Annotated in this window: 18 protein-coding genes; 4 read left to right on the top strand and 14 right to left on the bottom strand. The window is 71.5% G+C overall.

What is annotated here, in order from left to right; genetic code table 11:
• Positions 1-12: 12 nt before the first annotated feature.
• From menC to M3195_RS13515, 9 genes are all read right to left on the bottom strand, one after another.
• On the bottom strand, positions 13-1119 hold the full coding sequence (gene menC, locus M3195_RS13475) for an o-succinylbenzoate synthase (RefSeq protein ID WP_251588317.1): 1107 nt from the start codon (positions 1117-1119) through the stop codon (positions 13-15).
• Positions 1116-1925: a GNAT family N-acetyltransferase gene (locus M3195_RS13480; RefSeq protein WP_251588318.1), complete on the bottom strand. Its 810-nt coding sequence runs from the start codon at positions 1923-1925 to the stop codon at positions 1116-1118. Before M3195_RS13480 ends, menC begins: the two co-directional genes overlap by 4 nt.
• Positions 1913-3052: a M20 family metallopeptidase gene (locus M3195_RS13485; RefSeq protein ID WP_251588319.1), complete on the bottom strand. Its 1140-nt coding sequence runs from the start codon at positions 3050-3052 to the stop codon at positions 1913-1915. Before M3195_RS13485 ends, M3195_RS13480 begins: the two co-directional genes overlap by 13 nt.
• Positions 3049-6414 (bottom strand): serine hydrolase, encoded by a 3366-nt coding sequence (locus tag M3195_RS17140; protein WP_251588321.1) that lies wholly within the window; start codon positions 6412-6414, stop codon positions 3049-3051. Before M3195_RS17140 ends, M3195_RS13485 begins: the two co-directional genes overlap by 4 nt.
• A gap of 49 nt (positions 6415-6463) precedes the next feature.
• Entirely contained in the window at positions 6464-7213 is a 750-nt protein-coding gene (locus tag M3195_RS13495) for an ABC transporter ATP-binding protein (RefSeq protein ID WP_251588324.1), read from the bottom strand.
• Positions 7210-9090: a dipeptide/oligopeptide/nickel ABC transporter permease/ATP-binding protein gene (locus M3195_RS13500; RefSeq protein WP_251588326.1), complete on the bottom strand. Its 1881-nt coding sequence runs from the start codon at positions 9088-9090 to the stop codon at positions 7210-7212. The genes M3195_RS13495 and M3195_RS13500 overlap by 4 nt, the downstream gene beginning before the upstream one ends.
• Positions 9087-10082: an ABC transporter permease gene (locus tag M3195_RS13505; RefSeq protein WP_251588328.1), complete on the bottom strand. Its 996-nt coding sequence runs from the start codon at positions 10080-10082 to the stop codon at positions 9087-9089. Before M3195_RS13505 ends, M3195_RS13500 begins: the two co-directional genes overlap by 4 nt.
• Positions 10083-10122: 40 nt before the next feature.
• Positions 10123-11703, bottom strand: a complete 1581-nt coding sequence (locus M3195_RS13510; RefSeq protein WP_251588330.1) for an ABC transporter substrate-binding protein — start codon at positions 11701-11703, stop codon at positions 10123-10125.
• 68 nt (positions 11704-11771) lie between these two features.
• Positions 11772-13211 carry a serine hydrolase domain-containing protein gene (locus tag M3195_RS13515; RefSeq protein WP_251588332.1) on the bottom strand — a complete coding sequence of 480 codons (1440 nt, stop codon included), beginning with the start codon at positions 13209-13211 and terminating at the stop codon, positions 11772-11774.
• Between the two features lie 140 nt (positions 13212-13351).
• Here M3195_RS13515 and M3195_RS13520 point away from each other — a divergent pair, with 140 nt between their 5' ends.
• The 3 genes from M3195_RS13520 (at position 13352) to M3195_RS13530 (ending at position 15650) form a co-directional block, all read left to right on the top strand.
• Positions 13352-13792 (top strand): MarR family winged helix-turn-helix transcriptional regulator, encoded by a 441-nt coding sequence (locus tag M3195_RS13520; protein WP_251588334.1) that lies wholly within the window; start codon positions 13352-13354, stop codon positions 13790-13792.
• A 5-nt stretch (positions 13793-13797) separates the two neighbouring features.
• Complete coding sequence (locus tag M3195_RS13525; protein ID WP_251588658.1) at positions 13798-15150, top strand: MFS transporter; 1353 nt, start codon at positions 13798-13800, stop codon at positions 15148-15150.
• A gap of 68 nt (positions 15151-15218) precedes the next feature.
• Entirely contained in the window at positions 15219-15650 is a 432-nt protein-coding gene (locus M3195_RS13530) for a hypothetical protein (RefSeq protein ID WP_251588336.1), read from the top strand.
• 133 nt (positions 15651-15783) lie between these two features.
• On the opposite strand, the gene rocD is transcribed toward M3195_RS13530, so the two are convergent.
• From rocD to M3195_RS13550, 4 genes are all read right to left on the bottom strand, one after another.
• Positions 15784-17001 (bottom strand): ornithine--oxo-acid transaminase, encoded by a 1218-nt coding sequence (gene rocD, locus M3195_RS13535; RefSeq protein WP_251588338.1) that lies wholly within the window; start codon positions 16999-17001, stop codon positions 15784-15786.
• Positions 16998-17888, bottom strand: coding sequence for a dimethylargininase (gene ddaH / locus M3195_RS13540; protein WP_251588339.1), 891 nt, complete (start codon positions 17886-17888; stop codon positions 16998-17000). The genes rocD and ddaH overlap by 4 nt, the downstream gene beginning before the upstream one ends.
• A 297-nt stretch (positions 17889-18185) precedes the next feature.
• On the bottom strand, positions 18186-18491 hold the full coding sequence (locus M3195_RS13545; protein ID WP_251588340.1) for a putative quinol monooxygenase: 306 nt from the start codon (positions 18489-18491) through the stop codon (positions 18186-18188).
• Positions 18488-18898: a GlcG/HbpS family heme-binding protein gene (locus M3195_RS13550; protein ID WP_251588341.1), complete on the bottom strand. Its 411-nt coding sequence runs from the start codon at positions 18896-18898 to the stop codon at positions 18488-18490. The genes M3195_RS13545 and M3195_RS13550 overlap by 4 nt, the downstream gene beginning before the upstream one ends.
• A 117-nt stretch (positions 18899-19015) precedes the next feature.
• On the opposite strand from M3195_RS13550, the gene M3195_RS13555 reads away from it, so the two are divergent.
• A complete protein-coding gene (locus M3195_RS13555) occupies positions 19016-19867 on the top strand; it encodes a LysR family transcriptional regulator (RefSeq protein ID WP_251588342.1) in 852 nt (283 codons plus the stop codon).
• 65 nt (positions 19868-19932) lie between these two features.
• Here M3195_RS13555 and M3195_RS13560 read toward each other — a convergent pair whose 3' ends face one another.
• The gene (locus M3195_RS13560) at positions 19933-20994 is read right to left on the bottom strand and encodes an NAD(P)-dependent alcohol dehydrogenase (RefSeq protein WP_251588343.1); all 1062 of its coding nucleotides are present in this window, start codon (positions 20992-20994) and stop codon (positions 19933-19935) included.
• Between the last annotated feature and the right edge of the window lies 1 nt (position 20995).

Raw genomic sequence — 20995 nt, forward strand, 5'->3', positions numbered from 1 at the left:
GCGAGCATAACCTCACATCGGGAGCCACTCGGTCCAGGTCGTGAGCTCGTCGAGGATCTCCGGAATCGGGGTCACGCCGAGCCCCGGACCCTGCGGCACCGAGAGGCTGCCGTCGTGCATCACGAACGGCTCGGTGAGGTCGACCCGGTAGAAGCGGTCGCTGGCGGAGACGTCACCCGGCAGCACGAATCCGGGCAGGGCGGCGAGCGCGACGTTGGCCGCCCGTCCGATCCCGCTCTCGACCATGCCGCCGCACCAGACCGGCACGCCCTGTGCCATCGCGAGGTCGTGGATGCGACGCGCCTCGAGGTACCCGCCGACCCGGCCCGGCTTGATGTTGATGACGCTCGTGGCGCCGAGGCGGATCGCGGCGGCCGCGGTCTGCGCCGAGGTGATTGACTCGTCCAGGCAGATCGGGGTCTTCAGCATCCGCGCGAGGTCGGCGTGCCCCACGATGTCCTCCTCCTCGAGCGGCTGCTCGATGAGGAGGAGGCCGAAGTCGTCGAGGCGGGCCAGGTGCTGCGCATCGCGCAGCGTGTACGCGGTGTTCGCGTCGACCTGCAGCAGCACGTCGTCGCCGAAGCGCTCGCGCACCGCGCGGACGACGTCGACATCCCATCCCGGCTCGATCTTGAGCTTGATGCGCACGTATCCCTCGGCGAGGTACCCGTCGACAGCGTCGAGCAGCCGCGGGATCTCGTCCATGATCCCGACCGACACCCCGCACGGCACGGTGTCGCGCACGGCGCCGAGCTCTCGCGCGAACGAGCGGCCCTCGGCACGCAGCTCCGCGTCGAGCACGGCCGTCTCGACCGCGGCCTTCGCCATGCGGTGGCCCTTGAAGGGCGCCAGCAGCTCGCCGACCATGTGCGCGCCCGAGATGTCGGCCCCCGTCAGGGCGGGCACGATGTAGCGGCGGATCATGTCGACCGCACCCTCGGTGTACTCGGGCGAGTAGACCGGATCGGGCAGTGTCACGCACTCGCCCCACCCGTCGACGCCGTCGACGACGGCCCGTACGAGCAGGATGTTCTTCGCGGTCTGCGTGCCGAACGATGTGCGGAACGGGGAGACGAGCGGCATCGCCACCCGTCGCAGCTCGATCCCGTCGATCCTCATACCGTGTTCCTCTCCGGTCGGATGATGTATCCCTCCGCGCGGTCGAATCCGACGATCCGTGCGCCCGCGTCGAGGGCCCCCACGAGCTGCTCTCTCAACCGCAGCCGCCAGCGTTGCGCCTCGGCGCGGTCCTCCGATCGCAGACGCTCGATGTCGGGTGGCACCGCGACGGTGCGGTCGCCCGGCATCCGGGACTCCGGCTGCGGCGAGCTGCCGTGCGCGCGCAGCACGACGCCCGCGTCGCGGAGCTCCCACCGCATGAGCAGCCGGTCCGTCTCGTCGTCGCTGTTCACACCGTCGGTCATCGCGCCGTAGAAGTCCGAGAGGTACTCCCGCGGCCTGGCACCGAGCTTGGTGATGTTGAAGTGCGCGTTGCGGGCGACGAGCGGATCAAAGGTCCACTCGATCGCGTCGATGCCGCGGCAGAGCGCCCAGGCCCGCTGGTGCTGTTTGAGCGCGAACCCGATCGAGCGCCCCGCGCTCTCCGCCGAGATCCCGGCGATGTGGCTGTAGAGCGCGTGCCGCTCCGGATCGGCGTGGAAGGCGATGGCGACTCCGACGAGGCGGTCGTCGGCGAATGCGCCGCCGATATAGTTGCCCGCCTTGCTCAGCGCCCGCATCAGCTCGGGCGGCACGACGGGGTTCTCCGGCGAGCGCCGCCAGATGCGCGACAGCAGGGCGATGGCCTCGGCATGCTCGCCGACCGCCCCGAGCTCTCGGATCGAGACGCCGGATGCCGCGGCAGCGCGATCGGCATCGCGCTGCGCGGACGACACGACCGCGTCGTCGTGCATCAGTTCTGCCATGGTCCGTCCGTTCTCGAGATCTCTGCGGCCATGTCGGCGAGCAGTCGCGTCCGGGGCAGGATCTCCGCCACGATCGCGTGTTCGTGATCGGCGTGCGCACCGCCCCCGACGGCCCCCATGCCGTCGAGGGTCGGCACCCCCGCACCCGCGGTGAAGTTGCCGTCGCTGCCCCCGCCGACGGCCACCGCCCCCACGTCGCCCAGTCCGTGCGGCGCACCGAGCCGTCTCGCGAGGTCCACGAGCCCCTGCGACATCTCCCGTGCGAGCGGCGGGCGGTTGATCCCACCGTGCACGGTGATCGCGGCGCCCGGCACCGGCGACGCGTACGCGCGCAGCGCCGCATCCACCCGCTCGAGCTCCGCCGCCGACCACGCCCGCACGTCGATGCGCAGACGAGCCTCCGCCGGCACGGTGTTGCCCGTGGTGCCGGAATCGGCGCGCGTCGGAGTGACGGTCGTGCCGGCATCCGCGTCGGCGAGCCCACCCAGCGCCAGCACGAGGTGCGCGAGCGCGACCGTCGCGTTGACCCCCTTCTCCGGTTCCAGTCCCGCGTGCGCCGCACTGCCCCGCACCGCGATCTCGTACATGCCGACGCCCTTGCGCGCGGCCTTCCAGGCGCCGTTCTCCGAGGCCTCGGTGACGAGCACCGCTGCGGCACCGAGCGCCGTCTCCTCGATGAGCGCGCGGGATCGCTCCGATCCCGTCTCCTCGTCGCCCGTCACGAGCACGGTCACACCGTCGCGGTCGTCCAGCGCGGCGACCGCGTGCAGCACCATGGCGAGCCCCGTCTTCATGTCGAACGACCCCGGCCCTCGGAGCACGCCGTCGACGATGCCGAACGGCAACCGCTCGAGGGTGCCGTGCGGCCACACGGTGTCGTGGTGGGTCAGCAGCAGCACCCGTGTCTCGGCGCCGAAGCGCCACCGCAGGTGCGTGCAGCCGTCGATCACGAGGCGCTCGGGCTCGATTCCGAGCAGCTCGGCGCCGACCTGGGCGACGACCTCGGCCGACCGGGAGACGGCCGCGTCGTCGCCCGAGGGCGACTCGCACTCGATCAGCCGGCGGATCGTGGAGACGAGGGCCGCCTCCGTGAGGGCGCCGGTGATGAGCGGGGACGGGATGCTCATGCGCCGCTCGAAACCTTCGGGGTCGCCCGTGCGCCGAAGTGCAGGTACTCCTCGCCCGTCGGCAGCGTGTAGAACGTCGCCGTCAGCCACGTCTGCGTTCCGGGGGCGCGGAGCGCGAAGACGCCGTCGCTGTACGGGGTGAGCGCGTACTCGTCGACCGGGTCGGGCTCGAGCTCGGCGAGCGGGCCGAGCACGGTGGTGCGCAGCATCGGTCCGTCGTCGCCGACGAACACCTCGGCCCGCACCGAGGCGCGCTCGTACGTACCGACGAACGGCGTGATGTCGACCTCGACCGGCGCGGCGGGCGGCTGCACGGTGGCCTGCATGGTCACCCCGGACAGCTCGGCGAAGATCTCGCGGTAGAGGTCCTCGTAGAGGTCGCGCGTGTGGCCGCCGTTCGTGAGCAGCGTCACGGCGACACCCGACTCGGGGTGCACGCGCAGGAACGCCGCCTGCCCGATCGTGTTGCCGTCGTGCCCGTACAGGCGCTCGCCGTTCCAGTCGAAGCGGATCCAGCCGAGGCCCCACGAGTCGCCGAGGATGTGCTTGTCGGGCACCTCGGCCTGGAACGCCTGCATCTCGGCGACCGTCGACTCCTCGAGCAGACGGGTGCCGTCCGCAGCGACGCCGCCGGCGAGGTGCAGCCGCGCGAAAGCCAGCACGTCCGCAGCACGCGCGGTGATGAGCCCGGCCGGGCCGAGCGAGCGCGGCAGCGCCCACACCGGCGCGATCACCGGCTTCTCCCCCGTCTCGACGTGTCCGACGGCGGCGGAGTGCAGGATCGCCTCCTCCGGCAGAGTGACGGTGTGCGTGAGACCGAGCGGCGTGAAGAGCAGGTCGCGCATCGCGGCATCCCACACGCTGCCCGTGGCGCTCTCGATCACGCGCCCCAGCAGCGAGAAGCCCGAGTTGCAGTACGACCAGGTCGCGCCGAGCGGGTGGTTCACACCGATCTCGGGGAACAGCTCGGTGTACTTCTCCAGGCAGTCGTCGCCGCGGCCGGTGTCGGTGAACACGTCGCCGTCGATGCCGCTCGTGTGGGTCAGCAGGTGGCGCACCGTCACGCCCCTGGTGAACTCCTCGGTCGCGAGCTGCAGGTCGGGCACGATGTCCACCACGGGGGTGTCGAGCGTGAAGTCCCCCCGCTCGATCAACCGCATGACGGCGGTCGCCGTCCACACCTTCGAGATCGAGCCGATCTGGAAGACCGAGTCGGGCAGCACGGTCGCCGACGCCGGCGGCAGGTCGGCGTTGAGCGTGCCGGTGGCCGCGGTGACGACCTCGTCGCGCCCCTCGGGGTCGTAGCGGAGGATGCCGAGCTGCGCCCCCGGCACGTCGTGCAGCCGCGCGAGCTCGTCGAGTCGGTGCTGCCAGTGCGCGGCGTCGATCGCGGCCGGGCGCGCACCGCAGGTGCTCCCGGCGAAGCGCTCGACCCAGTCGACGATGCGACGCGCGTAGTCGACCCGGTGGCTCGGCGCGCCGAGCAGCGGGAAGACGTGGCTGCCGCCCGGATAGATGACGAGCTCGGTCGGGACCCCGCGCTCGCGCAGTGCGTAGTGCCACTGCTGCGCCTGGTGCACGGGGCATCGCAGGTCCTTCTCGCCGTGCAGGACGAGCGTCGGCGTGGTCACGTCCTCGACGGCCGAGTACGGCGACATCGCCGTGAGCGTGTCGCGGTCGGCCGAGGCCCACGGCATGACGCCCAGCTCGAGCACGCTGAGCATGTGGGCGTCGTCGCTCGTGCCGCCCATGCTGAACAGGTCGGCGACGATGCCTCCGGCGACCGCAGCGGCGAACCGGTCGTCGTGACCCGTGAGGTACGCCGTCATGTAGCCGCCGTAGCTGTAGCCGGCCACGGCGAGACGCGCGGCATCCGCCGTCCCTTCCGCCACGAGCTCATCGACCGGCTCGAGGAAGTCCTTGGCGTCGGAGACGCCCCAGGCGCCGTTCACCCCGCGCCAGAAGTCCTCGCCGTACCCGTCGCTGCCGCGCGGGTTGATCATGAGGACCGTCCATCCGTCGGCCGCGAGCTGCTGGTGGTAGAGGTGCATCTCGTCGACCGCGCCGTTCCACGCGTTGTGCGGCCCGCCGTGGATGTCGACGAGCAGCGGGGTCGCGCCGGTGGCGGCCGGGTCGCGCACGATCCAGCCCTGCACGACCGTGCCGTCGCTGATCGTGAACTCGCGGCTCTCGCGCACGAACAGCTCGGCGCCGTCGGGTGCGTCGCCGTGCGCCGTGAGCACCTCGCTCGTACCGCCCGCGAGGTCGAGGCGCAGGATCTCGCCGAACGACGTCGGCGTCGTCAGTGCGATCGCGGCGGTGTCGCCCGCGACCGACAGGCCGCTGACGACCTCGTCGGCGCCGCCGTGCACGAGTCGGGGCGCGCCGCCCGTGACGGGCACGGCGTAGAGGTGGGTCGCGCCGCAGTCGCGGATCGCGAAGAGGATGTCGCCGGATGCCGTGACCTGCGGCAGCGCGCCGGGATAGGCGGGAGCGCCGGGCATGACGTTGCGGTCGAGGTCGCCCGCCGCATCGACGACGTCACCGGAGACGAGGTCGACGACGAAGAGGCCGGCGTGCCCCTCGGGCTCTCCCGTCCAGCCGATGACGACGAGGCTGCCGCCGTCGGGCGTGAACGACGCCGTGCCCGCGTAGCCCTCGGCGAACGCGAGGGTACGGGCGCGGGCGGCCGGGTCGGCGGGGTCGAGCGCCTGCACGGACGAACGGAACGCGAGGTCGTCCGCGCCCTCGGGTCGCGCGACGTAGGCGAGAGTGCCGCCGTCGGGCGACCACGCCGGGCTGCCGACGCCGGAGACGCCGTCGGTGAGGCGGCGTACGCGGCCGCCTGCCAGGTCGAGCACGTGCAGCTGGTCGGTCACGCCGCGCGTGAACCAGGCGCCGTCGACGAGGTAGTCGATCCCGCTGGTGACGATCGGGGCCTTCTCGCGCTCCGCGCGCTGCTCGTCGGTCTCACCGGCGTCGGGCGCGGAGAGCGGCACGACCGGAGCGGTGAACGCGATGCGCGTGCTGTCGGGACTCCACACGGGCACACCGGCGCCGAGCGGGAGGGACGTGCGCTGCTCGGGCTCGCCGCCGGCGAGCGGCAGCGTCCACAGCTGGCCCTCGCGGAGGAAGGCGACGTGCGCACCGTCGGGAGAGAACACCGGGCTGGAGTCGGACGGACCCCGGGTGAGCGGTCGGGTCGCGCCGCCCTCTGCGATCCACAGCGAGCTCGTGCTGCGGTCCTCGTCGACGTCGGTCGCGCCGAGCACGTACACGACGCGGTCGCCGGAGGGCGAAAGCGCCGGCTGACTCGGCACGGTCAGAGCGAGAGCGTCGTCGATACTCATTCTGCGGGTCACGGGGACTCCTTCGGTCGCGGCGCTCGTGGCACCGGCTGGCGTGTGTCGGTCAGGGGGTGTACTGGATCGGTCGGGGGATCGCGGCGAGCAGCTCCCGCGTGTACGGGTCCCGCGGGTCGTCGAGCAGGTCGGCGGTGGGGCCGTGCTCGACGACCCTGCCGTCGCGCATGACGACCATCCGCGACGCGACGTACCGCACGACGGCGAGGTTGTGCGAGATGAAGAGCATCGAGAAGCCCAGCTCGTCCTGCAGCTCGAGCAGCAGGTTGAGGATCGCACCCTGGATGAGTACGTCGAGGGCCGACGTGATCTCGTCGGCGATGAGCACCCGCGGCCTGCCGGCGAGCGCGCGGGCGATCGCGATGCGCTGACGCTGGCCGCCCGAGAAGCGCGATGGGCGCGCGTCGGCCTTGTCGGGGTCGAGCTGGACGAGCTCGAGCAGCCGGGCGGCCTCGGCGGCGCGCTCCCGCCTGGTCATGCGGGACGGCATCATCTCGGCGATGCTCGCGCCCACCGGCATCCGCGGGTCGAGCGACGAGTACGGGTCCTGGAAGACCATCTGCAGGGGCCGCGGGCCCCGACGCGGGATGGGCTCGCCGTCGAGCAGGATCCGCCCGCCGTGCAGGGGAACGAGTCCGACAGCTGCCCTGGCCAGCGTCGACTTGCCGGATCCCGACTCGCCGACCACGCCGGTGACGCCGCCGTCGGGCACCGTGAGCGAAGCACGATCCACGGCGGTCATGGCGCCGCGCCCCACCCCGTAGCGCACCGAGACCTGATCGAACACGAGCTCGCTCATCGGGTGCCCACCTCCTCGTGATCGCCGCCGACGGCATCCACCGGGTTCGGCTCGGCCTCGGCATCCGTCTCGGCATGCGTCTCGGCATGCGTCTCGGCATCCGTCGTGCTGTCGGCATCCATCGCCCGGCCCTCCTCGGCCGCCAGCGTCGCCAGCGTGGCGAGCGGGCGGTCGAGCGGGGTGGCCATGTGCGGCACGGCGGCGAGCAGCGCCCGCGTGTAAGGGTGCTGAGCCGACGACAGGTCGCTCGCGGGCAGCGACTCGACGATCTCCCCGGAGCGCATCACGAGCACCCGGTCGCACAGCTCGGCGACCACGGAGATGTCATGGCTGATGAAGAGGATCGATGCGCCGTCCTCGTCGCGGATCGCCCGCAGCAGATCGAGCACCTGGCTCTGCACCGTCACGTCGAGCGCCGTGGTCGGCTCGTCGGCGATGATGAGGCGCGGCGACACCATGAGGCCCATGCCGATCATCGCGCGCTGGCGCATGCCGCCGGAGAACTCGTACGGATACTGGCGCACGCGACGCTTCGGCGCGGTGATGCGCACCGCGGCGAGCCGGTCGGCCGCGCGGTCGAGCGCCTCGCGTCGACTGAGACCGGCGTGCTCGGTGGCGACTTCCGCGAGCTGGGCACCCATCCGCATGGTCGGGTTGAACGACGACATCGGGTCCTGGAACACCATCGCCATCGAGGTGCCGAGTAGTCGCCGCAGAGCCGGCCCCTCGGCCGCCTGCAGATCGACCCCGAGGAAGCGCAGAGCGGATGCCGTGACCCGGCCCGGCGGGTTCACGAGGCGGGCGACGGCGAGCGCGGTCATCGACTTGCCCGATCCGGATTCACCCACGATCCCGACGATCTCCCCCGTGCGGACCCGGAAGTCGATCCCCCGCACGGCGTGCACGACGGTGCCGTCGGCGGCCTCGAAGTCGACGCGCAGGTCCTCGACCTCCAGCACCGCCCCGTTCTCCGCAGCGGTGATCGCGGTCTGCGCCGCGGCGCGGCCGAAAGGCGTCCGGCGGCGGATGCGGGTCACGGTGCGCAGCAGCGCATCGTCGGCGAGGCCGAGGCTGCGCGCGGCGGACTCACCGGTGAGGTTGAACGCGAGTCCGGCGATCACGACAGCTAGTCCGGGGGCGAGCGCGGCGCGCGGATTCGCATAGATGCCGCGCAGACCGTCCATCATCAGTCGACCCCAGTCGTACTCGGGCGGCTGCACGCCGAGGCCGAGGAACGACAGTCCGGCGAAAGCGAGCAGGGTGCCGCCGGCGCCGATGGTCGAGTTGACGATCAGCGGTTCGCCGATGTTCGGGAGGATGTGCCGGAACAGCACGCGCACGCGGCCGATGCCGCCGACGCGGGCGGCCGCCACGAAGTCGCGCGCCTCGATGCCGGCGATGAGGTTCTGGCAGAGGCGGGCGAACGACGGGGCGCCGGCGAGTCCGAGCGCGAAGACGGCCGCCGTGGCGGTGCTGCCGAAGATCGCCGCGAAGAAGAGGGCGAGGAGGAGCCCGGGAAAGGCCACCGCGATGCCGGTGAACCACGTCATCGCGCGGCCGAGCACCGGTCCGAGCAGCAGTGGGGCCACCCCGAGGATGAGTCCGGCGACCACCGCGACGAGGGTCGCGAGCAGTGCGAGCACGATCGACAGGCGCGTCGCGACGATCGTGCGGAGCAGCAGATCCCTCCCGAGATTGTCGGTGCCGATCAGGTGCTCGGCCGACGGTCCGGCCAGCAGATCTCCGGTGTCGGTGACGTCGGCCTGCTCGCCCCAGATAAGCGGGGCGACGATCGCCGTGAGCACGACGAGCGCGAGCAGCGCCAGGGCGACCGCCCCGAGCGGGGTGCGCACCATGTTCGCGAGTGCGCGCCTCATGCGTCGGCCGCCGTCGACTGCGGGTCGAGCACCGCGAGCGCGGCGTCGACGAGGGTGTTCACGAGCAGCACGCCCACGCCGTAGACGAGCACGGTGCCCTGCACGAGCGGGTAGTCCTTGGTCTGGATCGAGCTGACGATCGTGCTGCCGAGTCCCGGCCACGCGAACACGGTCTCGACGAGCACGGTGCCGGCGACGAGACCGCTCAGCAGCAGGCCGCCGAGCGTGAGCGTCGCGGTCACGGCGTTCGGCAGCACGTGTCGCAGGGTGATGCGCGGGCCCCGCAGTCGCTTGGCGTGCGCGGTGCGCACGAAGTCGGCCTCGAGCACCGAGAGCGCCTCGATGCGAAGGATGCGAGCGAGGATCGCGGCCGGCCCCAGTGCGAGCGCGAGCACCGGGAGGATGTACGACAGCGGCCCTTCGCGGCTGGCGACGGGCAGCCATCCGAGCTGGACGCCGAACACAGCCACGAGGGCCACGGCGAGGAGGAAGTCCGGGATCGAACCGATCACGACGCTCGTCGAGCTGAACCCCACCTCGAGGCCCCGCGCCCTGCCCCGCTGCGTCGCGACGGCGACCGCCATGCCCAGCGGGATGGCGATGAGCACCGCGAGGACGAAGGCGAGCAGAGCGAGGGTCAGCGTGGCGGGGAGCCGCTGCGCGATCGTGTCGGCGACGGGCAGCTGCGACCCGATCGACACCCCGAGGTCTCCCGTGAACACGCCACGGATGTAGTCGAGGTACTGCTGCCAGATCGGATCGTTCAGCCCCAGCGACTCCCGCCGTGCCTCGACGACCGCGGCCGGAGCCGTCGGCCCCAGCGCTGCGCGGATCGGATCACCGGGCACCAGATGGATCATCAGGAAGGATGCCGTGATCAGGATCCACAGCGAGACGAGCAGCCGACCGGTGCGGCGGAGGGCGAACCTCAGCCAGCGGTGGTCGCCGACGCGCGTGTCGTCTTCGGCGATGCGAGTGGTCACTGTCGTCATGTCGTCGATTCGATCCGAGGGTCGAGGGCGGCTCGGGCTCTCAGCCGACCAGGCGGATGCTGGTCGGCTCGATCACGCCCGTCCAGTCGAATTCGGCGCCGTTGCCGAACATGTACACGGTCGCGTTCGCGAAGGGCACGAGGTCGGCGGCGGCGAACAGCGCGCTCTCGGCCTCCTGCCACACGTCGCAGCCCTCGCGGCCGTTGAGCTCCGAGGCCCTGGCGACGGCATCCGTGTACTCCGCGTTCTCGATGGCCGAGAAGTTCGAACCCTCGGGCGGCACGGTGCCGCTCACGAAGCCGATGGCCTGGTCGGGGCTGTTGACGCTGAGCGTGAGCCAGCCGATGTCCCAGGCTCCCGTGCTGAACGTCGCCTCCAGCAGCGCGGTCTCGTCCTGCTGCTTGCCGTCGACCTCGGCGCCGATCTCCTCCCACGCCGACATCGCGAGCTCCGCGGCGGCCGCAGCGGCGGCGCCGAGGCTGTTCTCGTAGAGGAACGTCAGGCTGAGGCGCTGTCCGTCCTTCGCACGGACGCCGTCGGAGCCGCGCACCCACCCTGCCTCGTCGAGCGTCGCGTTCGCTGCGTCGACGTCGAACGCCGGACGCGACTCGGCGATCGCGTCGTACGTGCAGACCGTAGGTTCGACGACCGCGAGAGCCGTAGCTGGTCCGCCCTTCCCCGCGGTCATGACGTTCGCGAGCTCGTCGTAGTCGACGGCCTGAGTCAGCGCCATGCGCACCGCCGGGTCGCTCGTGGGGTGTCCCTCGGCGTGGTTGTACCACTGCTCGCCCGCGATGGCGGTGCCCTCGCGGGAGAAGAGATCGGCGCTGATCGCGCGGTCCGCGTCGGGGCCGGTGAGCTGGGCGGCGTTCGCCTCACCCGAGAGCAGCAGATTCGCCGCGGTGGTGCCATCGGACACCACGCGCACGTTGACCTTCGCCGGGATGCCCTCCTCGTCGACCGTGGCTCCGCCGGGACCCCAGGCGTAGTCCTCGCGCAGCTCGTACGTGTAGTGGTCGTTCGGCACGGCCTCGGTGAGCACGTACGGCCCAGTGCCGTCGGTGCCCGCCGCGAGCCCGTCGCGGTCGTTCAGGGAGCTGTCGCACACCATCGGGAGGCCTGAGAGGCCGAGCAGCAGGAACGGCGCCGGGCTCGACAGCGTCATCGTCACCGTGTCGCCCTCGGCGGTGCTCGTCACGCCGACGGGGAGGAACGCACCGAGGAAGCCGCTCTGGTTCTCGGGGTCGGAGATCCAGTTGAGGTTGTCCGCGGCGCTCTGGGCGGTGAACGGCGTGCCGTCGCCGCACGTGATGCCGTCCTGGATCTTCAGGGTCGCGGTGGTGCCGTCGACCTCCCATTCGGTGGCGAGCTGGCTCCGGACCTCGCCGTCGGCGTCGACGCTCACCAGCGTGTCGTAGGCGAGCTTGCTGATGTCGAACAGCGCACTGCCGGCCGACAGCTGCGGGTCGAGGCTTCCCGGGTCGGAGCCGAGGATCTCGGTGAAGGTGCCTCCCGTGACCGGTTCACCCCCGCCTCCTCCGTCCGAGCCGCACGCGGTGAGCACGGTGGCGAGAGCGGTCACGGCGACGACGGCGGTGACGGCGGTGCGATTCGGTGTCATGACGTTCCTCCAGGCAGTGGGTTCGTGCGTATCGGGGTGCACGCCGCGTGGCGACGAGGGTTCGGGGGTCAGCGCGACCGCGGGACAGCGCGGCCGAAGTGGATGTACGAGGCGCGGCCGTCGTCGGCCGGTTCGAGGAAGGCGAGCACGAGATGCATCCCGTCCTTCCGTTCGCGCGCGATCAGCGATGCGTCGCCGTAGGGCACGAACTCGTCGGTCGACGGCTCGGCGCCGAGCGCACGCAGCTCGGGCGTCGGGCGTTGCTCGAGCCACAGTCGTCCCTCCGCGTCTCGCGACACCTCCATCTCGACGGTGGAGTTGCCGTACACGCCCAGGTAGCCGCTCACGTCGGGAGTGGTCGGGTCGGATGCTGTCAGGGCGGATGCCGCGGCGGGCTCCGCGTCCGCGGGCGGCACGGGGGCCTCGGGCAGCCCCGCCCCGGTGAGCTCGCGCAGCAGCGGATCGACGAGATCGTGGAAGAGACCGGCACCGTCACCCCCGTTCGTGAGCAGGACGACGGCGACCCCTGCATCCGGGGCGACCCGCAGGAACGACGACTGGCCGACCGTGTTTCCGTCGTGCCCGAACAGCACGGTGCCCTCGTCGCGGTCGATCTCCCAGCCGAGACCCCAGGCCGCTCCCATGCCCGCGACGCGCGGAAGACGGACCTCCGTCGTGCGCATCGCGGCCGCCGAATCCTGCGAGACGACGGCCTGCTCCTCCTGTGATGCAGGCGGCGAGCCCGCCGCGGCACGGAGGTGGGCGCGGGCGAACACGGCCAGGTCCTCGGCGGTCATCGCGAGCATCGACCCCGCCGGCTCGTTCGAGCGCGCCATCGCCCAGAACGGCGCGGGCTGCGGTCCGCCGCCGTCTCCGGCATCCATGTGCCCGACCGCGACGCGGTGCAGGATCGCCTCGTACGGGCTGGGCGAGACGCTGCGCAGGCCGAGCGGTGTCGCGAGGTGTGTGAGCAGCGCCTGTTCCCAGCTGGTTCCTCGGAGCCGCTCGATGAGCCGGCCCAGGACGACGTAGCCCGCGTTGCTGTACGAGAACAGCGCGCCGGGCTCGAAGATCTGCGCCGCCTCGGCGAGCAGCGCGACGTACTTCTCGACGGCGTCGTCACCGCGCCCGGTGTCGGTGAAGATGTCGCCCTCGATGCCCGATCGGTGGCTGAGCAGGTGCCGCACCCTGATCGCCGCGGCGGCCGCCTCGTCGGCGAGCGCGAACTCGGGCAGGTACGTGCGAATCGGGGCGTCGAGATCGACGAGCCCCTCCTCCACGAGCTGCATCACGAGCGTGGCGGTCCACACCTTCGTGATCGAGCCGATCTGGAACACGGCATCGGTCGTCGCCTCGATCCGCGTCGCGGTGCTGAGCAGCCCTGCGGCGTGGGTGACGATCTCGCCGTCGATGAGCACCGCCACAGATGCCGCGGGCACCCCGTGCGTCTCGATGAGCGATCCGAGAGTGGACCGCAGGTGTTCACCGACCGCGTGGGGGCTCTGCATGGCCTCACTCTAGGCACCGGCCGGCTTGACATCGTTGGTGTGATCGAACGGAACCAGGTGGCGGGTTTCGTTCTCTTGCACGAACGGCTCGCCGGACGTAGCCTTGTTCAGAGCGCAAAATTAGATAGACTATCTAAGTAATGTCTGCGTTCGATGAGTCTCTCCACCTCACGGCGACAGATCTGCGCCTCGCCACCTTCCGGCTCGCCCGCCGCCTCCGGCACGTCCGAGCCGTCGACGCGATGAGCGACGCGCAGCTCGCTGTGCTCGCGACCCTGCGTCTGCACGGGCGGCGCACGATCACCGCCCTCGCGGATGCCGAGCGCGTCACCGCACCGTCGATGACGAGCATGATCAACGGCCTCGCCGAGCAGGGCTACGTCGTCCGTATCCCCGACGAGGAGGACCGCCGCCGCGTGCAGGTCGACATCACCGAGACCGGGTCGGCCATCGTCGCCGAGACCATCCAGCGGCGCGACGATCTGCTCGCCGGGATGCTCGCCGAGCTCGATCTCACGGAGGCGGAGCTCTCGACGCTGCGCGAGGCCAGCGCGCTGATGCGGCGGGTGGTCGACCGATGAGCGCCATGTTCCGCTCGTTCGCGAACGTCAACTACCGCATCTGGTTCGCCGGCGCTCTCGTGTCGAACGTCGGAGGGTGGATGCAGGCGACCGCGCAGGACTGGGTCGTGCTCACCGAGCTCACCGACAACGACGCCGCTGCGATGGGCGTCACGATGGCGCTGCAGTTCGGACCGCCGCTCGTGCTCGTGAGCCTCACCGGGTGGGTGGCCGACCGATTCGAGCGCCGCCGCATCCTGCTCGCCACGCAGAGCGCGTTGCTGCTGCTCGCGATCGCCGTGGGCGTGCTGCTGCTCAACGGACTGATGACGCTGCCGATGATGTTCGGTTTCGCGGCGGCCTTCGGCGTCGTGAACGCGTTCGACGCCCCGGCACGTCAGGCGTTCGTCTCCGACATGGTGTCGGTGGGCGACACCTCGAATGCGGTCGCGCTGAACTCGGCATCCTTCAACCTCGCCCGCATGATCGGCCCCGCCGTGGGAGGACTGCTGATCGTCGCGATCGGCTCGGGCTGGGTGTTCATCGCGAACGCCGCGACCTTCCTCGCGATGCTCGTCGCGCTGCTTCTGCTGCGCACCGGCCAGCTCGCGCCGCGCCTCAAGGGCCGCAGCCGCGGAGGCCTCGCCGCCGGATTCCGCTACGTCTGGGGGCGCAGCGACCTGCGGGTCGTGTTCGTGACGGTGTTCCTGATCGGCGCGTTCGGCATGAACTTCCCGATCTTCGCCTCGACCATGGCCCTGGAGTTCGGTGCGGGCGCCGACGGATACGGGGTGCTCAGCTCGATCCTCGCGATCGGCTCGCTCGCCGGGGCCCTCCTCGCTGCTCGCCGCGACCGCGCCCGCGTGCGGGTCGTCATCCTCGCGGCCGGCGGCTTCGGCATCGCCGCATTCGTCTCGTCGGCGATGCCGACCTACGCCGCCTATGCGGTGACGCTCACCTTCACCGGGTTCATGATCGTGACCCTGCTCACCACGGCGAACGGCTACGTGCAGATGACGACCGATCCCGCACTGCGCGGTCGGGTGCTCGCGCTCTACATGGCGGTGATCATGGGATCGACCCCGGTCGGTGCGCCCATCGCGGGATGGGTGGCCGACACGTTCGGCCCGCGCAGCGCGATCATGCTCGGCGGTACGGCCGGTCTCGTCGCGTGCGCGATCGGCACGATCTGGGTCATCATGTCCGGACGCCTCCGTCGCTCCGAGGATCGCCGCTTCCTGCTGACTCTCGACGAGACCCGCCCGCTGAGAGTCGTCGACGAGCCCGAACTGGCCGAACCGGCGGCATCCGCAGAGCACGTCGACTACACCGAGAAGGCCACCGCGACCACGCCGATCCGCATCGCGAAGCAGGACTGAGGCGGATCGCCCGGCGCGCGTTTGTCAACCCCTCGCCGCCCCACCGGCACCGGCGTAACGTCGCGCACATGGACGACAACACAGGACGCACCCCGCACCCCGAGCAGCCCGCCGAGGGCTCCCCCGAGATCAACCCGGAGCACAACACCGCTCCCGACGGTCAGGGCGCCGGCGATGGCGCAGACGACCTCGACGGCGGCGCGCAGGGCGCAGCCCAGGGCGGCGCGATCCAGGGTGACAACGCGCACGGCGAATCGCCGCGTGGCGCGATCCAGGGCGAGGCAGCCGACGGCGACCCGCAGGGGGCGTCGCAGGGCGGAGCCATCCAGGGCGACAGCTCGCACGGCGAATCGCCGCACGGAGCCATCCAGGGTGACGCGAACCCCGACCGCGACGTGCCGCTGGGCGGCGACGACACGACCGCCGGGCAGCTCGACGCCGACAACGACGTGGAACGCGACACCCTGCGCACCCTCGACCCCGAGGACCCGCCGGCCTGAGTCACGGACTCACGCCGGTCGCTCCCGCCGGCTCCCGTGCTCCCGGCGGCCCCCGCCCCGGGTCGCTGACTTGGCACCTCCTGTCGCAATTCCCGCGGAATTCCCGCAGGAGGGCCAACCGGAGCAGGGGTGACTACGCCCCCAGCACGTGCTTCAGCTGCTCCACCGCCCAGTCGAGCTCCGTCGCCCGGATGACGATGGGCGGCGCGATGCGGATCGTCTGGCCGTGCGTGTCCTTGACCAGCACGCCGCGGTCGAGCAGGCGCTCGGCGATCTCCCGCCCGGTGCCCTTGGCCGGGTCGATGTCGACGCCGGCCCAGAGCCCGGCGATGCGCACCGCCGTGACGCCGTGCGCCTTCAACGGCTCCAGCGCCTGCGCGAGGTGCTCGCCCAGGGCGCGGGCGCGCTCCTGGAACTCGCCGTTCTCGAGCATCTCCACCACGCGGAGCCCCACCGCGGCCGCGAGCGGGTTGCCGCCGAACGTCGAGCCGTGCTCCCCGGGCTGGATGACCCCGAGTACGTCGCTGTCGCCGACCACCGCGGAGACGGGAAGGATGCCGCCGCCGAGCGCCTTGCCGAGCAGGTACAGGTCGGGCACGACACCCTCGCGGTCGCAGGCGAACGTCTCGCCGACGCGTCCGAGGCCCGACTGGATCTCGTCGGCGATGAAGAGCACGTTCTTCTCGTCGCAGATCTCGCGGATGCGACGAAGGTACCCCTCCGGCGGGATGATGACACCACCCTCGCCCTGGATGGGCTCGATGAGCACCGCGGCGGTGTCGGCGGTGATGGCCGCGGCGACGGCATCCGCGTCCCCGTAGGGCACGACGTCGAAGCCGGGCGTGTACGGTCCGAAGCCCTCGCGCGCCTGCTCGTCGTCGCTGAAGCTGACGATGGTCGTCGTGCGCCCGTGGAAATTGCCCGCGGCGACGATGATGCGCGCGGCACCGTCGGCGATGCCCTTGACCCGGTATCCCCAGGCACGAGCGACCTTGATGCCGGTCTCGACCGCCTCGGCTCCCGTGTTCATCGGCAGCACCATGTCCTTGCCGGCGAGCTCGGCGAGCGCGGCCGCGAACGGCTCCAGGCGGTCGCTGCGGAACGCGCGGCTCGTCAGCGTCACGCGACCGAGCTGCTCGGTGAGCGCGGCGACGAGGGCCGGATGCCGGTGGCCGAAGTTCACCGCGGAGTAGGCCGCGAGCAGATCGAGGTAGCGCTTGCCCTCGACGTCGGTGACCCAGGCGCCCTCGCCGCGCGCGATCGTCACGGGGAGCGGGTGGTAGTTGTGCGCGACGTGCGGCTCGGCGTCCTGCGCCGTGACCGAACCCGTGACCTCGTCGACCGCGGTCACTTCGCACCCCGCAGCTCGAGCGTGCAGCACTTGATGCCGCCGCCGCCGAGCAGCAACTCCGACAGGTCGATCATGATCGGGTTGTAGCCGCGCTCGCGCAGCTGCTTCTCGAAGCCCACGGCGCGCGGGGAGATGACGACGTTGAAGCCGTCGCTCGCGGAGTTCAGGCCGAACACCGCGCCGTCTTCGTCCGACACGAGGATCGCGTCGGGGAAGCGCTTCTCGAGCTCGGCGCGGCTCGCGTCGTCGAAGGCGCCGGGCAGGTAGGCGATGTTGGCGTGCTCGGGTCCGCCGTTCTCGACCCCCTGCACGGGGTCGAGCACCGCGATCGCCGTGTCGAGGTGGTAGAAGCGCGGGTCGACGAGGTTGAGCGACACGACCTCGCGGCCGAACACCTCGCCGACCTCGCGGTGGCTGTCGCCGGTGGAGCGGAATCCGGTGCCGGCGAGGATGACGTCGCCGACGAGCAGGAAGTCGCCCTCGCCCTCGTTGACCTCCTGCGGCATGACAGTGTCGAACCCGGCCGCGCGGAACCAGTCCGCGAACGCGGGCGCCTCGCCCTGGCGCTCGACGAAGCGGAACTCCGGCACGTACGCGCGGCCGTCGATCACGAAGCCGCCGTTCGCGGTGTAGACCATGTCGGGGTAGCCGACGAGCGGCTCGATGAGCTCGACCTCGTGGCCCAGCTCGAGGTAGAGATCGTGCAGCTTCTGCCACTGCTCGACGGCCTTCTCGGTGTCGGTGGGCTTCGCGGGCTCCATCCACGGGTTGATGGAGTAGTTCACCGTGAAGTGCGACGGCTTGCACATCAGGTAGCGGCGGTGGTGCGCCGTGCGCGCGGTGGCTTCGGTGGCGGTGGACTCGGACGCGGTGGTCTCGACAGACATGGAGCTCCTCGAACGGATGCGGCGGACGCTGTCCAGGGGCCCGGCGGTCCTTCGACCCTGTCCGCTCACCGGGAGCGGGCGACGGGGAAGATGCGACTCGAGCACGCCGGCATCCATTGTGTCACCCGCCGCCTGGGCGGGGCCAGAGCGCTGGTCAGTCAGGGCCACTTTCGAATCGCTCAACTTGCAGCTTTCGACCCCTGAGATCTGCGATTCGGGCGATTCGAATCCACCGATCACCCCCGCGCGGTCTGCGAGTCCGACGACCCGCAGACCGCGCCGGTCCCACCGGGTGGGTCAGTCGGAGACGCGCGTCAGGAACGTCAGCTCCAGGGGTTCAGCGAGGAGATCATCGGCGAACGACGCGAACTCTCGGTAGTGCGGCGTCTCCTGGTGGGCCCTCAGGGCGGCCTCCGACGTGAAGGCCTCCCGCATGATGAAGGTGCCCGGCGTCTCGGCGACCTCGAACAGGACGTAGTCGAGCGTTCCGGGTTCGGACCGCGTCGGCTCGATGAGCGCCAGCAGGGCCGCGCGCAGGGCGTCGCGTCGACCCGGAGCCGCGACCAGTCTCGCCAGCGAGATGAGGACGGCGCCCTCGCTCACGACGCGGCCGCCGCGCCCGCGGTGGCGATCGCGTGGTCCTGCTCTGCCGATCCGCCGCCGACGCCGATCGCGCCGATCACGGCGCCCTGCGCATCGCGGATCGCGACGGCGCCGCCCAGGAACGCGAGCGGTGCCGCGACCGCGTGCTCGATGCCGAAGAGGGGTCCGCCGGGGGCGGTCGCGCCGGCGAGATCGGCCGTCGCGGTGCCGCCGAAGTAGAGCGTGGTCCGTGCCTTGCTGAGGCTCGCGTCGATAGCCGCGAACGGCGCGCCGTCCTGGCGCAGCGCGATGACCGGCTGGATGCCGGCGTCGACGACCGTGATCACGACGGGGACTCCCTGCTGGGCGGCGGCGGTCTCCGCCGATCCGGCGATACGGCGGGCGAGGTCGAGGGTCAGAGTTGACATGGTGTTTCTCCGTTTCATCGCGATGCCGAGCGGCATCTGCTGAAGGGAACCGCGGTGGCGACGATTCGTTACCCTGCATTCGATGCAAGGTAGACGTACTTTCCATACACTGATTACATGGATTTCAGCGAGCGGCAGCTGAGAGCATTCATCGCTGTCTGCGACGAAGGGTCGATCACCCGCGCCGCCTCCCGACTGTTCGTTTCCCAGCCGACGCTGTCCCGGCAGCTGACGGCGCTCGAGGAGACGACAGGCGTGTCCCTCCTCGAGCGGTTGCCGCGGGCCACCCGTCCCACCGCGGCGGGGCGCGCCCTGCTCGACGTCGCCCGTGCGGTGGTCGCCGCCCACGACGATCTCGACCGCTCCGTGCGCGGCGTGACCGGCGGATCCATCGGTGAGCTTCGGGTGGGAACGCTGTACTCGCTCAGTCTGGGTGTGCTGCCGGCGCTCCTTTCCCGATGGCGGGGGTCCCACCGCGACGTGGAGATCGCCCTCCACGAGTACCGCCATCAGAGCGATCTCGTGACGGCTCTCAGCGCGGGCGCGTTCGACGTGGCGATCGGCCCGCTGCCGCCCGGCTGGAGCGGCGGATCCGCTCCGCTGACCACCGAGGAGTTCGTCGTCGTGCTCTCACACGGTCGCGCCCGACGGGGAGCCGTCGACCTCGCGCGTCTTCGCGACGACGAGTGGGTGCACTTCGCGCCGGGCAACGGACTGGGCGACGTGCTCGACGCGGCCTGCGCACGCGCGGGATTTATGCCGCGGGTCGCGCTGCGCACGGAGCAGGCACGGGCTGCGGTCGAGTACGCGTTGCACGGGCTCGGGCACGCTCTCGCGCCGAGCAACGTCGTGCCCGCGGACGTCACGACGCACACGCTCACGGATCCGATCCGCCGCGAGCTGCACCTGATGTGGCGTGGGGCGGGCGATCCCGTCATCCGCTCGCTCGTCGCCGCCGCCGCTCGCTGAGTGCCTCGTTCGCGACCCGCGGCTTCCAGCCCCCGCAACCCGCACTTCGAGCGATTCGAAGGCGGCTACGCAGCCCCGCGCACGACGACCTTGCCGACCGTATGCCCCGCCTCGACGTGCGACAGCGCCGACGAGGCCCGCGCGAAGCCGTACTCGCGCTCGATCACCGGAGTGATGCGCCCGTCGGCGGTGAGGTCGAGGAGTGCGGTCAGCACCTCCGGCCGCGGCGTCGCCATGAGCGAGCGGATACGGCGACGCGACCCGATCGAGCGCAGCGCGGCCGCGAGGATGCGGGGCACCGGCCCCAGCACGTGCCCGCCGTTCCCGGCGGTGAGCACGACCCGCCCGCCGTCGCGGACGAGGCGCTGCAGGTCGCGCAGCGGGATGCCGCCGGCGATGTCGACGACCGCGTCGAAGTGTCCCGCGGGTAGCGTCGACAGGGGCGTGCGGCGATGATCGATCGTGCGTACGGCGCCGAGGTGCTCGACGAGCCGCGCATTGCGCTCCCCGCATGTCGCCCACACCTCGGCCCCGCGCAGGGCGGCGAGTTGCACCGCGAACGTCCCGACGCCGCCCGAGGCGCCGATCACGAGCACGCGCCCCGGAGCGGCATCCGGATTGCCGCCGACGGAGCGGATGCCGACGCCGGCGAGGTCGAGCGCCTGCCAAGCCGTGCCGCCGGCCACCGGCAGCGTCGCGGCGATCTCAGAGGTCACGTCGTCGGGGACGGGCACGAGGCGGGATGCCGGGACGGCGACGTGCGAGGCGAGACCTCCCCCGCCGACCAGCTCGCCGACGACCCGGGTGCCCAGGTCGATGCCGATCACGTCGGGACCGAGCTCGACGACACTGCCGGCGACCTCCATCCCGCGCACGGGGTGCTTCGGCTTCGTGAGGCCGAACACCGGGCGCACGAGCAGCGGGTCTCCGAGCAGGAGGCGCACATCGCCGGCGTTGAGCGAGGTCGCCTCGACGCGCACGACGACCTCGCCGCGGCGCGGTGCGGGCATCGGGATCTCGGTGAGGCGGACGCCGTCCGCAGGCCCGTAGGTCTCGCGGCTCCACGCGGGGATCATGGCGCGGGAGGTCGTCGAGGCGTCGCGGTGAGCGGGGTTCGCAGCGGACATG

It is taken from the genome of Microbacterium hydrocarbonoxydans (assembly GCF_023715885.1).
Taxonomy (GTDB): domain Bacteria; phylum Actinomycetota; class Actinomycetes; order Actinomycetales; family Microbacteriaceae; genus Microbacterium; species Microbacterium hydrocarbonoxydans_C.

Bases quoted from the DNA above. Each gene is read 5' to 3' on its own strand.
- M3195_RS13560 (WP_251588343.1), bottom strand. From the start codon at position 20,994: ATGTCCGCTGCGAACCCCGCTCACCGCGACGCCTCGACGACCTCCCGC.
- M3195_RS13525 (WP_251588658.1), top strand. From the start codon at position 13,798: ATGTTCCGCTCGTTCGCGAACGTCAACTACCGCATCTGGTTCGCCGGC.
- M3195_RS13530 (WP_251588336.1), top strand. From the start codon at position 15,219: ATGGACGACAACACAGGACGCACCCCGCACCCCGAGCAGCCCGCCGAG.
- M3195_RS13500 (WP_251588326.1), bottom strand. From the start codon at position 9,090: ATGAGGCGCGCACTCGCGAACATGGTGCGCACCCCGCTCGGGGCGGTC.
- M3195_RS13550 (WP_251588341.1), bottom strand. From the start codon at position 18,898: ATGTCAACTCTGACCCTCGACCTCGCCCGCCGTATCGCCGGATCGGCG.
- M3195_RS13495 (WP_251588324.1), bottom strand. From the start codon at position 7,213: ATGAGCGAGCTCGTGTTCGATCAGGTCTCGGTGCGCTACGGGGTGGGG.
- M3195_RS13510 (WP_251588330.1), bottom strand. From the start codon at position 11,703: ATGACACCGAATCGCACCGCCGTCACCGCCGTCGTCGCCGTGACCGCT.
- M3195_RS13515 (WP_251588332.1), bottom strand. From the start codon at position 13,211: ATGCAGAGCCCCCACGCGGTCGGTGAACACCTGCGGTCCACTCTCGGA.
- menC (WP_251588317.1), bottom strand. From the start codon at position 1,119: ATGAGGATCGACGGGATCGAGCTGCGACGGGTGGCGATGCCGCTCGTC.
- M3195_RS13555 (WP_251588342.1), top strand. From the start codon at position 19,016: ATGGATTTCAGCGAGCGGCAGCTGAGAGCATTCATCGCTGTCTGCGAC.
- M3195_RS13520 (WP_251588334.1), top strand. From the start codon at position 13,352: ATGTCTGCGTTCGATGAGTCTCTCCACCTCACGGCGACAGATCTGCGC.
- M3195_RS13480 (WP_251588318.1), bottom strand. From the start codon at position 1,925: ATGGCAGAACTGATGCACGACGACGCGGTCGTGTCGTCCGCGCAGCGC.
- M3195_RS13485 (WP_251588319.1), bottom strand. From the start codon at position 3,052: ATGAGCATCCCGTCCCCGCTCATCACCGGCGCCCTCACGGAGGCGGCC.
- ddaH (WP_251588339.1), bottom strand. From the start codon at position 17,888: ATGTCTGTCGAGACCACCGCGTCCGAGTCCACCGCCACCGAAGCCACC.
- M3195_RS13505 (WP_251588328.1), bottom strand. From the start codon at position 10,082: ATGACGACAGTGACCACTCGCATCGCCGAAGACGACACGCGCGTCGGC.